The following is an 11,598-nucleotide window of genomic DNA, read 5'->3' on the forward strand; positions in this document are numbered from 1 at the left end:
CCTGATCCAGGCGACCATCACTCCCGATCGTCGTCGCGGGACCAATCCCCCGGTCGAGCCTGGATAGCGGCGACAACTCCATTCCCCGTATCTTCCGTCTTTGCGCCCTTCGCGCCCTACTGTATTAATTGCATCCCATGACTCCCCGCGAAGCCATTCTCGGCATCTCCGACGCCATGAACGCGGCCGTGATCGGCCAGGAAGAAGTCGTCGAGCGCATCCTCGTCGCCCTCCTCGCCAACGGCCACCTGCTGATGGAGGGCCTGCCCGGCGTCGCCAAGACGCGCTCGATCAAGACCCTCTCGACCCTGATCCGGAGCGACTTCAGCCGTGTCCAGTTCACGCCCGACCTGCTGCCCGGGGATGTCACCGGCTCGGAGATCTACCGCGAACAAACCGGCAGCTTCGATTTCCAGCCCGGCCCCATCTTCGGCAACCTCGTCCTCGCCGACGAGATCAACCGCGCCCCGGCCAAGGTCCAGGCAGCCTTGCTGGAGGCGATGGAGGAACGCCAGGTCACCGTGACCGGCAGCACCCACAAGCTGCCCGAGTTGTTCCTCGTCCTCGCCACCCAGAACCCGATCGAACAGGAGGGCACCTACCCGCTGCCCGAGGCGCAAATGGACCGCTTCCTCCTCTACGTCCACGTCCCCTACCCGCCCGCCGAGAACGAGGCCGCCATCCTGCGCCTGGTCCGCGGCGAAAAGGCCGGCACCGCCGCGGCCGCGCCGGAGCCCGTTCCCCAGGAGTTGATCTTCACCGCGCGCCGCGAGGTCAACGGCATCCACGTCGCCGCCGCCGCCGAGCAGTACATGGTGGACCTGGTGGTCGCCACCCGCTCGCCGGAAAAACTGGGCGGCGACCTCGCCAAGTGGATCCGCCTCGGCGCCAGCCCGCGCGGCACCCTCGCCCTCGACGCCGCCGCCCGCGCCCACGCCTGGCTCCGCGGCCAGGACTTCGTGTCGCCCGACAACATCCGCGCCGTGGCCCCCGCCTGCCTCGCCCACCGCATCCACCTTTCCTACGAAGCCGAAGCCGCCGGCATGACCCGCAGCGAGGTGATCGACGAGCTGCTGAGGCAGGTCGTGGCGGTTTGATCCTCCTCCATCATCCTCGTTCTCGTCCTTCGTCCTCGCACGCCTCACCCCTCGGCCAGGAACAGCTCCATCTAACCCATCTCCCAATGAGTTCCTCCCCTCCCCCAACCGCCCGGTTCGATCACGAGAAACTCGACGTCTACCAACTCGAACTGGCCTTTGTCGCGTGGGTGACACCCATCCTCAGCGGCTTGAAGAACAGCGCTCCGGGATTCCATCGTGAGGTTTGCAATCAACTCGATCGCGCCAGTCTCTCCGCCCTGCTCAACACCGATGAAGGAAATGGAAAGCGACCGGGCAAGCAGCGCGCCCGGTTCTTCGACGATGCCAGGGGCTCCGCCGTCGAATGCGCGGCCTGTCTGGACGGGCTGGTGGCGAAGCAGCTGGTCATCCAAGCGGAGGCCACCGAAGGCAAAGTGATGCTCGTCCGGATCGTTGGCATGCTTTGCAAACTCGTTGATCGCTTCGACCAGTCAACCGATCGCCTGCGCGAGGACGAGTTCGCCTCCTCTCCAGCTGACTGTCGTCCATCTTCACTATGCTCCGTCGAACCGCACATCGATGAGCAGCATATCGGCGGGCAGCCCTTCGAGGACGAGGGACGAGAACGAGGACGAAGCCGATGAGCGCCCGCGTCACCATCCCCCTCGATGACCTCGTCCTCCTCAAGGCCGAGGCGCGCGGCTTTTCCTTCCTTCCCCGCCAGCCGGTCCACTCGCTGTTGTCCGGCCGGCATGCCTCCCGTCTCCGCGGCCGCGGCCTGGCCTTCGAGGAAATGCGCCGCTACCAGCAGGGCGATGACATCCGCACCATCGACTGGCGCGCCACCGCCCGCCTCCGCTCGCCCCACGTCCGGGTCTACAGCGAGGAGCGCGAACGCCCGGTATTGCTGGTGGTCGACCAGCGCACGCCGATGTTCTTCGGCAGCCGCCGGGCGATGAAATCCGTCGCTGCCGCCGAGGCCGCCGCCATCGCCGCCTGGCGCACGCTCGCCGCCGGCGACCGGGTCGGCGGCATCGTGTTCACCGACGACAAGCTCACCGACATCCGCCCGCACCGCAGCGAATCCCGCGTCCTCCAGCTGCTCCACGAGGTGGTCCGCTTCAACCACGCCCTGCCCACGGCCGCTCCTTCCGGCGCGATCACGCTCAACCAGGCCCTCGCCGCCGCCGCTCGCCGGGCCACCCACGACCACCTGGTCGTCCTGATCAGCGACCTCGACGGCGCCGACGACGAGACCCGCCGGATCACCACCCGGCTGGCCGCCCACAACGACGTTCTCGTGGTCGCCATCTACGATCCCCTCGGCGCCTCGCTGCGCAGCGCACCCGGCATGATCGCCGACGACCGCGGCACGTCGCTCAAGCTCCCCGACGGACCCGGCTTCGCGAAACTCTTCCGCCAATCCTTCGAAGAGTTGCTCGATCAGTGGACCGCCACCTTCCGAGGCATCCGCGTGCCCGTCATCCCCATCTCCACCGCCGAACCCGTCGCCGACCAGCTCCGCGAACTCTTCGGCCAAGCCCGCAAGCCCCAATGAATCCACCGCGGACGAACGCAAAACAGCTTTCTGGAATCGCACGCACCTTCTTCGCGCACTTCGCGCCCTTCTGTTAGAACATCCCTTTTTCTCCCTATGCCCGAAGACCCCGCCAGCCTCGACCGCATGCACGACCTGGCCCTGCCGCCGCAGGTGCCGTGGTGGCCGCTTGCGCCCGGCTGGTATGTCGTCATCGCCCTCCTCCTCGTCCTCGCGCTCCTCCTCGCCCACCGCATCTGGAGCCACTGGCGTCGCAACGCCTATCGCCGCGCCGCCCTGCACCAGCTCGCCACCTGCGGCGACAGCCCGGCCGTGGCCGAACTGCTCCGCCGCACCGCGCTGGCCATCGTCCCGCGTTCGGAAGTCGCCGCCAAATCCGGCAGCGACTGGACCGACTGGCTCGACACCTGTGCTCCGGCCACCATGCCCGCCGCGGTGAAGGAGCACCTCATCACCGGCCCCTACGCCGCCCCCGTCCCCGTCACCCCCGAGCTGCTCGGCTACGCCCGCGACTGGATCCGCCACCACCGCCTGCCCGCCTGATCGATGCTGTCCTTCATCCATCCCTGGATCTTCGCGCTGCTGCCATTGGCCTGGCTGCTGCACCGCTTCATGCCGCCGCGCCGGGTCGCCCGCGTCGCGGTCCGAGTGCCCTTCGGCGAAAGGATCCGCCACGCCGCGGAGGGCGGCTCCGTCACCTCCAAGACCGGCCACGCCTTGCGCCACTGGTTGGCTCCGGCCGTCATCTGGCTGCTGGTGCTCGCCGCCCTCGCCCGGCCGCAGTGGATCGAGCCCCCGGTCACCCGCGAACAACCGACCCGCGACCTGCTGCTGCTCGTCGATCTCTCCGCCTCGATGAGACAGGAGGATTTCAAGACCCCCGACGGCAAGGCGACCGACCGGCTCAGCGCGGTCAAGTCCGTCGTCGGAGACTTCCTCGTCCGCCGCCAGGGCGACCGCGTCGGCCTCGTGGTCTTCGGCAACGCCCCCTTCCTCCAGGCTCCCTTTTCCACCGACCTCGACCTGTCGCGAAAGCTACTAGAAGAGTCGTCAATCGGAATGGCCGGCCCGCGGACCGCCCTCGGCGACGCCATCGGCCTCGGCATCAATCTCTTCGAGGACAGCGACGCGCCCGCCAAAACCATCATCGCCCTCACCGACGGCAACGACACCGACAGCAAGGTGCCCCCGGTCGAGGCCGCCCGCATCGCCCGCGACCGAGGCATCCGCATCCACACCGTCGCCATCGGCGACCCGGTCACCACCGGCGAGGAGAAACTCGACGTCCGCACCCTCGAGGACGTCGCGGCCACCGCCGGCGGATCCTACTTCTTCGCCGCCGACCGCCAGCAGCTGGCCGGCATCTACGAGGCGCTCGACGGCATCGAGACCCGCGAGGTCAAGGTCATCAGCCACCGCCCGCGCCGCGATCTCTTCCAGTGGCCCCTGCTCGCCGCGCTCCTGGTTTCCATGGCCGCCAAGGCCCTCGCCGCCCTCCGCGACCGGCAACGCCGCCCCGCGGCAAATCCCCGGTCGGTCCGCGTCCACCCCCTCACCGGCAAGCTCGAGATCACCGGTTAGAATCCGCCCCAAGCGTCCACGCCACCTCGCAAAATCCCGACCCGCGCCCTGCTGCAAGAAACGCCGCCACCCGCCATGTCCGACTTCACCACCAACTTCCACTTCCTCCGCCCCGCCGCGCTGCTGCTGGTGCCGGTGGGCGCGTTGCTGTGGGCGTGGTGGCGCCGCCGGGCCGATCCCCTCCGCGGATGGCGCGACCAGATCGACCGGGACCTCCTCCAGGCGCTCCGCACCGACGGAGAGCATCGTACTTCCCTCCACGGCTTCGCCCTGCCGCTCGGCTGGCTGCTCGCCGCCCTGGCGGTCGCCGGCCCGACCTGGAAGCCGGAACCCAGCCCCTTCGCCGACGACGCCAGTCCCCTGGTGGTCCTGCTCAAGGCCGACCTCACCATGGACGCCACCGATCCCGCGCCCTCGCGCATCGAACGCGCCGGCCTCAAGCTTGCCGACCTCGCCCAAGCCCGCCGCGGCCAGCCCCTCGGCCTAATTGCCTACGCCGGCTCCGCCCACCTCGTCCTGCCCCCGACCCGCGACACCGCCATCGTCGCCGGGATGGCCGCGGAGATCTCCCCGTCGATCATGCCGGTGCCCGGCGACCGCCTCGACCTGGCCCTCGCCCGCGCCCGCGACCTCCTCGCCGGCCAAGGCGGCAGCGTCCTCGTCGTGGCCGACTCCATCGACACCGATCCGGCGCTGTTGGAGAAACCCCAGGATCTCTCGATCCAGATCCTGGCGATCAACTCACCCGGATCCTCGCAGGAGGCATCGACCACCGCCGCCGGCCGCAGCCTCGGCGCCACCGTCACCGCGCTCGCCCCGGACGACCGCGACATCGATGCCATCGTCCGGCGCGCCGCCCGCCCACCGGTGGCCCGGGCCGGAGAAGGCGGCACCCGCTGGCAGGAGGCCGGCTACTGGCTGGTTCCCGTCATCGCCCTCCTCACCCTCGCCGGCTTCCGTCGCGAACAGGAAACGGAGGTCACCGCATGAAGCCCCTCGCCTACCTGCTCGCCCTCACCTGGGCCAGCCTGTGGTTCACCCCGGACCAGCAGGGCCGCCGCCACTTCGAGAAGGGCGAGTTCAAACAAGCAGCCGCTTCCTTCCAGGATCCCATGTGGCAGGGTATCGCCTGGTATCGTGCCGGCGATTTCGAAAAAGCTGCCGCCGCCTTCTCGCGCCGTGACACTCCCGATGGCTGGTACAACCAGGGCAATGCCCGCATGCTCCTCGGCAAGTACGACGCCGCGGTGAAGTGCTTCGACAAGGCGATCGCCGGCCGCCCCGGCTGGCAGGAAGCCATCGACAACCGCGAGATCGCCCGTCTGCGCGCCGAGCTCGTGAAACAAAAAGGCGGCGACATGGGCGACCAACAGATAGGCGCCGACGAGATCGTCTTCGACAAGGATGCCAAATCCGGCGGCGAGAAGACCGAGATCGACGACGCAAAGCCGCTCGACAGCACACAGGTCCAAGCGATGTGGCTGCGCCGCATCCAGACCCGCCCCGCCGACTTCCTGAGGGCAAAGTTTGCCTTCCAATACGGAGAACAGGAGGAAGCGCCATGAACCTCCCCCGATCGATCGCCGGAGAAGAAGCCGCATCCGCCGGCTTGCCCCCGAGGCCAGCCAGAAACTTCCACGCCTCAACCCGACGACAAGCGCCGCCACTCCACTCCATCCCTCCTTCGCGATCTTCTGTCAGAACATCCTTCATTCTCCTCCTCACCTCATTTCCCGCCTTCGCCGCGGACGCTCCGGCCACCGTGCGCGCGGAGATCGCCGAGGCATGGACCGGCCAGCGCGTTCCCTTCCACATCGAGCTCCGCAGCACCGGCACCTTCGCCGGCACCGCCAGCTTCGACCTGCCGCAGCTCCCCGGCACCCTCATCGTCAAGACCGGTTCGCCCGTGGTGTCCTCGGAGGACGTCGGAGAAGTGTCGTACTTCATCCAGACCCACACCTTCTCGTTGTTCTCGCAGCAGGACGGCATTCTCGAAGTGCCACCGATCACCGTTCGCTTCAGCGCCCGCAACGGCTTCACCGGCCCCGCCCACGAGATCGATGCCGCCACCCCGGCCTGGCAGGTCACGCTCAAGCGTCCGCCCGGCACCGATCCCGCCACCTTCCTGGTCACCACCCGATCCCTCGGGATCACCGAGTCCTGGGACCCCGCGCCCGGCGAGGCGAAGGTCGGCGACGTCTTCAAGCGCACCATCGTCCAGCGTTCCCCGGACCTCAGTGGCATCGCCCTCGCACCGGCGCCCGCCACCGCTCCCGACGGCTTCCGCGTCTACCCGCCGGCGGTCGAGGTCAACGACGACTTCCAACGCGGCAACTTCCTCGGCGAACGCCGCGAGACGCTGACCTACCTGGTCCAGCAGTCCGGTGCGCTCGAGCTGCCGGCTCTCACCTACACCTGGTGGAACCCGGAAAGACAGTCGCTGGAATCCAAGACCCTGCCCGCGGTGAGCCTCGTGGTCGCCGCCCCGCCGCCGGTTCCCGATGTCGCGACCGGCCCGGGCCTCCGCACCTGGCTCCCGGCCCTCGCCGCCTTGATCGCCGTTGCCACGCTGGTTTGGCAACGGCAACGGATCCGCGACTTCATCCAGGAGTGCAGGAAGAAGCTGAACCCGCCGGACCGCGTCGCAGCCCGCCACTTGCTCCGGGCCTGTCGCCGCAACGACGCCCCCGCTGCCGCCCGGGCCTGGGCGGCGTGGCAATCCGCCAGCCCTCCCGCCTTCACCGCAAACCCGGAACTCCGGTCCGCCGTCCTGGACCTCCAGCGCCAGCTCTTCGGCCAGCCTGAAGGCACTCCATGGCACGGGCGAATTCTTGCAGCCGCGTTTACGGCCAGCCTGAAGGCACCTGCCCATGACGCACCCCGGGCCTCCCCCCTGCCCCCGCTCAATCCATGACGGAATCGATCGGATTCCCGGTGGCGGACACCCCGGGCGGGTGCCATGCTGGCAGATCCCGGGCCCGGCTCCCGGCCCTCACATCATGTCCCGCCACTCCCATTCATTCGACGCGGTGGTCATCGGCACCGGCACCTCCGCCTACTACGCCGCCGATGGCCTGAACCAAGGCGGCAAGAAGGTCGCCATCGTCGACGAGCGTCCCTACGGCGGAACCTGCGCCCTGCGCGGCTGCCAGCCGAAGAAGTACCTCGTCGCCAATGCCGAAGCCGTGGCGATGGCCTCGCACCTCGTCGGCCGCGGCATCGTCGCCGCACCGCGCACCGACTGGCCCGCACTGCAGGCCCTGAAGAACGAGTTCCTCGCCGGCCGCCCGGAGGCGGAAGTACGAGATTGGCAAAAGGACGGCGTCGCCACCTTCCACGGCAGCGCTCGATTCACCGGCACCAACGAGATCCGCGTCGGAGACGACCTGCTGCAGGCGGAGCACATCGTCCTCGCCACCGGCGCCACGCCGCGTCGAACGACGATTCCCGGCAACGAGCACCTTTCGATCAGCGATGACTTCCTCGACCTGCCGGAACTCCCCGACCGGCTGATCTTCATCGGCGGCGGCTACATCTCCTTCGAGTTCGCCCACGTTGCCATCCGCGCCGGTGCCAGCGAAGTCACCATCCTCCACCACTCCGACCGGCCGATGAAGGCCTTCGACGCCGAAATCGTGAAGGTCATCCTCGACGCCAGCAAAGCCGCCGGCATCCGCGTGGTGCTCAACGAGGAACCCGTTGCCGTCGAGCGGTCCGGCACGGAACTCCGGATCACCGGCTCGACCGGGAACACCCATGTCGCCGACTTCGCCGTCGAGGCGATCGGCCGCGTCCCCAACCTCAGCGTCCTCGACGGCGGCCACGGCCGGGTCGATGCCGACCGCCACGGCGTCGCCGTGAACTCCTACCTCCAGAGCGTCTCGAACCCGTCCGTGTACGCCATCGGCGATTGCGCCGCCACGCCCTACATGCTTGCCCCCGTCGCCGACGCCGAGGGCAAGGCCGCCGCCCGTAACATCCTCGGCGGCAACGTCGAGGAGATGGACTACCGAGTGGTGCCCAGCGCCACCTTCACCCTGCCTCCCATCGGATCCGTCGGCCTCACCGAGGACGAAGCGCGCGCCAAGGGCCACGACATCCGCATCAATCGCGGGGACACCACCGGCTGGGCCTCGTCGAAACGCATCGGCGAAACCCACGGCGCCTACAAGGTTATCATCGACAACCGCAGCGACCAGATCCTCGGCGCCCACCTCGCCCGACACAATGCCGCGGAGGCGATCAACGTCCTCGCCCTCGCCATGAAACACCGCATCACCGCGGCCGACCTCGCCGGCTTCATGTGGGCCTACCCGACCATCACCTCCGACCTGAAGCACATGGTGAAGTGAAGACGAAGGGGCCATGGGGCTCATCACCTCCGGTGCCTCCATTTCATCCACCTTCCTCGACCGCCCCCGCCACCTCGACTGCTGCGCGCTATCGCCGATTCGCCGATTCGTCGAGCTTCCGACTTGCGCTCCAAATCGTTGGTCCGAACCCATTCTTTCCGGGTGCTCAGGACTTCGGGACGTCGCCCTGCTCTCCCCGATTCAGGTTCTGGCGGAGCCGGTCAACGGCACACGCGAACGAGAGGGGGAGAAAGATCATCGAGACGACGAGGACATCTATGAAATTGATCCGGAGACCCGGGAGTCCATACGGACCCAAGGCATCATGGAACAAGATCCCGGCATTCCCGAATCGGAGAAACTGCAGCAGCAGATACCCGGCGCCCACACTCACCGTCACGATGGAAAAGCCCCGCCAAATCGCCCTGGGCTCCCGCTCAAAAGCCCCCACCACCGGCACGGCCATCACGACAAGGAAGATGTAGTGGAGAAGAAACGCGACACTGCCGAACATCAGCACCAAAAGCGTTACCCAATAGCCCAGCACGTGGAGGCTTCCCAGCAAAGGCACTTTGAACAACGGTCTCTTCATTTCACCGCGGGACGCAATTCAGGAGCGGGCTCCAACAAGGCCTTACTCCGGTCACCAGGATCATGTAGCTCTCGATGTCGGGGACAAGATTTCAACGAATCCACGCTCAATCCTGGGAGCCTTCGACTTGCTTTGAAATTCCTCGATACTCCATGAAGACCTCCGCGAACGGATCGTCGTTGTAGCGCGCGATCTCGTAGAATCCGAGATCCCTGAACAAGGCCAGCGCGGAAACCGAGCGCCGGGTCGTGTCCAACCTCAACGTCTGAAAACCCAGACGCCTCGCCTCTCCGATTGCCTTTGAACAAAGTGCCCGTCCCAGGCCGCCCCCGCGGAATCCGTCCGAAACATAAAGTCGCTTCATCTCCGCAATCCCCTCCGAGAACCGCCGGAGACCGACACATCCACAGATTCCTGCATCTGTCCCGGCCACGAAAAATGCGCCGTCATTGCCGCCGTAAGTCGTCGCGATCTCGCCGATATCCGAATCCTTGGAAGCCGGCAGGAAATCGTGCCCGAGAGCATCAAACGTCGATCTGAGGAAGGGCACCAGGCTGCTGGTGTCGTCCTCCTTGAACCGCCTCACCTCTACTTTGCCTCTCATCGTGAGTTTTTTACCTACTTTCGAAGCCCCCATGACTGCGGCGGAGACATCCACGGTGGATCGTGGAGGAGATGAACATCGCGAATTGAACTCGCGGCGTTTCAGGCGATCGCGAGCAACGGCCTCTACTGAGTCGCCGGCTTCAAGGTTACGGCAGTTCCTGACGCACAAACCATCATCATCATGTTCTGCCCCATCGACTCGTAATCAATATCAATGCCCACCACGGCATCTGCCCCCAATCCAACAGCCTCCTGAACCATCTCCCTCACCGCAATTTTTCGCCCTTCCCGAAGCTTCGATTCATAGGCGCCGGATCGTCCCCCTACCACGTCCCGCACGCTCGCCATGATGTCTCGGAACACGTTCGCACCCAGAATCGCTTCACCAAAAACCACGCCCTTTGATTCCAGAACGTCCCTACCCGGTATTGTCATCGTCGTGGAGCAGGGAACCACCGGTCCCAAATCTTTGTTGCTGGCGACATCGGGAACTCCGAATCGCGGCTTCTTGCACTTCCAACAGGATTGATGAGCCTCTTCATCATTGAGTTCACCGCATACATCACATTGCCAGCTCATTTTATCGCAGGTCGTCGAAGCGGAGCCATGCCCACCCTCTTGGCGGCCGGCCCGATTCAGTCCACACTCACTAGCATGTGGAATAAAACGCAACAAGGCCTGGGTGGTGGACTGTCCCATTGCGACAATCGATGTGTCGCTCGATCCAGGAAGCAGCCTTGGAAAGAAGCCCAGTGAGTTTCCTGGACACCCTAAGCGAAGCGGGTCCGTATCCTTCAGAAATACCTCAGGAACAGCCTCAACGGTTGTTGACTGAAAAACAATCTCCGGAACCCTGGCATGCGATTACCACCCGCGACTTCCATGAGAAGGCCGTCAATACCGGATTGAGGTTCACCTCAAGATGAGTTCATGGTGACGGTCGGGAAAAGGACTCTCCCCCCGGCGGTCGAGCTGACCCCAGCTCGCCGGGGTTCGGGGCGGGCAGCCCCGCTGCGGAAACGTTGGATGCAGGCTTCCATTCGCAATCGACGCCGCGATGCTTCGGTCGCTTCTCAGGCAACGGTGACACGTATCGATCCGTGGTTTCATCGCAGAAAGGGGTGGAACGTCACCTTCTTGTTCCCGCACTCGGCCTGGCGGCCGATGCTGGCGCTGTTCGGGGAACGCAAGTGGATCCCGAGGCTCTTGAGGGTGAAGCGGACCGCGGAGATCACATCGACCCGCTGGCGCACTAGGTTGTCGCGCAGCTTGATCTGGAGGAGGTCGAGTTGGGCCCGCTCGGTGCCGTGTTGGATCGGGCAAAGCAGGCTCTCATCCACACGGGCGAGCCTGGCCAGCAGCGTGGCATCCTTGCGGTCGCACTTCCGGTCGTTCTGATAGATGGCGCGGACCTTGCGCGGGTTCGCCACCAGCACCCGGTGGCCGAGGACGGTGAAGTAGCGGCTGATCCACGGGCTCTGCATGCCCACTTCCATCACAATGAGAGCACCCGGATGTCGCTTGGAGAGCCGCGCCATCGACCCGCGGGTATTGGTGATCGTCGATTCGCTGAGGACCTTGCCGGCGGCATCCAGCACGCAGATCGAGTGCTTCTTGTCGCCGAGATCGATTCCGATGGTTGTCGTCGATGATTTCGTTTTCATGGCAGCGGGTAGTGTAACCCACAGGGCCACTCACGGCCCTCCTGCCTTCTCATCCAATCTTGTTCTGCCTTGGTTTGAGATGCAACGGATTTTTGGACCGTTTGTTGGTTAGTTGATCGAGTTCAGATCGGCTTCGAACTGGGCCGGGGTGCGGTAGCCGAGGGAC

General features: G+C 66.0%; 13 protein-coding genes. 9 read left to right on the forward strand and 4 right to left on the reverse strand.

Annotation, left to right across the window (positions count from 1 at the left end):
- Positions 1 to 137: 137 nt before the first annotated feature.
- From IG178_RS23420 to IG178_RS23460, 9 genes are all read left to right on the forward strand, one after another.
- Positions 138 to 1,097 (forward strand): AAA family ATPase, encoded by a 960-nt coding sequence (locus tag IG178_RS23420; RefSeq protein WP_193215023.1) that lies wholly within the window; start codon positions 138 to 140, stop codon positions 1,095 to 1,097.
- An 86-nt stretch (positions 1,098 to 1,183) separates the two neighbouring features.
- A complete protein-coding gene (locus IG178_RS23425; RefSeq protein WP_193215024.1) occupies positions 1,184 to 1,723 on the forward strand; it encodes a four helix bundle protein in 540 nt (179 codons plus the stop codon).
- Complete coding sequence (locus IG178_RS23430; protein WP_193215025.1) at positions 1,720 to 2,637, forward strand: DUF58 domain-containing protein; 918 nt, start codon at positions 1,720 to 1,722, stop codon at positions 2,635 to 2,637. The genes IG178_RS23425 and IG178_RS23430 overlap by 4 nt, the downstream gene beginning before the upstream one ends.
- 96 nt (positions 2,638 to 2,733) lie before the next feature.
- The gene (locus tag IG178_RS23435) at positions 2,734 to 3,180 is read left to right on the forward strand and encodes a DUF4381 domain-containing protein (RefSeq protein ID WP_193215026.1); all 447 of its coding nucleotides are present in this window, start codon (positions 2,734 to 2,736) and stop codon (positions 3,178 to 3,180) included.
- Between the two features lie 3 nt (positions 3,181 to 3,183).
- A complete protein-coding gene (locus IG178_RS23440; RefSeq protein ID WP_193215027.1) occupies positions 3,184 to 4,218 on the forward strand; it encodes a VWA domain-containing protein in 1,035 nt (344 codons plus the stop codon).
- A 75-nt stretch (positions 4,219 to 4,293) separates the two neighbouring features.
- Positions 4,294 to 5,208 carry a vWA domain-containing protein gene (locus IG178_RS23445; RefSeq protein ID WP_193215028.1) on the forward strand — a complete coding sequence of 305 codons (915 nt, stop codon included), beginning with the start codon at positions 4,294 to 4,296 and terminating at the stop codon, positions 5,206 to 5,208.
- Positions 5,205 to 5,783: a tetratricopeptide repeat protein gene (locus tag IG178_RS23450; protein WP_193215029.1), complete on the forward strand. Its 579-nt coding sequence runs from the start codon at positions 5,205 to 5,207 to the stop codon at positions 5,781 to 5,783. The genes IG178_RS23445 and IG178_RS23450 overlap by 4 nt, the downstream gene beginning before the upstream one ends.
- Positions 5,784 to 5,980: 197 nt before the next feature.
- Positions 5,981 to 7,132 carry a BatD family protein gene (locus tag IG178_RS23455; protein ID WP_193215030.1) on the forward strand — a complete coding sequence of 384 codons (1,152 nt, stop codon included), beginning with the start codon at positions 5,981 to 5,983 and terminating at the stop codon, positions 7,130 to 7,132.
- Positions 7,133 to 7,217: 85 nt separating this feature from the next.
- Entirely contained in the window at positions 7,218 to 8,570 is a 1,353-nt protein-coding gene (locus tag IG178_RS23460; RefSeq protein ID WP_193215031.1) for a dihydrolipoyl dehydrogenase family protein, read from the forward strand.
- 166 nt (positions 8,571 to 8,736) lie between these two features.
- On the opposite strand, the gene IG178_RS23465 is transcribed toward IG178_RS23460, so the two are convergent.
- The 4 genes from IG178_RS23465 to IG178_RS23480 form a co-directional block, all read right to left on the reverse strand.
- Positions 8,737 to 9,162 carry a hypothetical protein gene (locus IG178_RS23465; protein WP_193215032.1) on the reverse strand — a complete coding sequence of 142 codons (426 nt, stop codon included), beginning with the start codon at positions 9,160 to 9,162 and terminating at the stop codon, positions 8,737 to 8,739.
- 106 nt (positions 9,163 to 9,268) lie between these two features.
- Positions 9,269 to 9,820, reverse strand: coding sequence for a GNAT family N-acetyltransferase (locus tag IG178_RS23470; protein WP_193215033.1), 552 nt, complete (start codon positions 9,818 to 9,820; stop codon positions 9,269 to 9,271).
- A gap of 71 nt (positions 9,821 to 9,891) precedes the next feature.
- On the reverse strand, positions 9,892 to 10,203 hold the full coding sequence (locus IG178_RS23475; RefSeq protein ID WP_193215035.1) for a YbjQ family protein: 312 nt from the start codon (positions 10,201 to 10,203) through the stop codon (positions 9,892 to 9,894).
- Positions 10,204 to 10,874: 671 nt separating this feature from the next.
- Entirely contained in the window at positions 10,875 to 11,432 is a 558-nt protein-coding gene (locus tag IG178_RS23480) for an IS110 family transposase (RefSeq protein ID WP_193215034.1), read from the reverse strand.
- Positions 11,433 to 11,598: the final 166 nt, after the last annotated feature.

The sequence above is a fragment of the Neoluteolibacter marinus genome (assembly GCF_014904755.1).
Taxonomy (GTDB): Bacteria; Verrucomicrobiota; Verrucomicrobiia; order Verrucomicrobiales; family Akkermansiaceae; genus Haloferula; species Haloferula marina.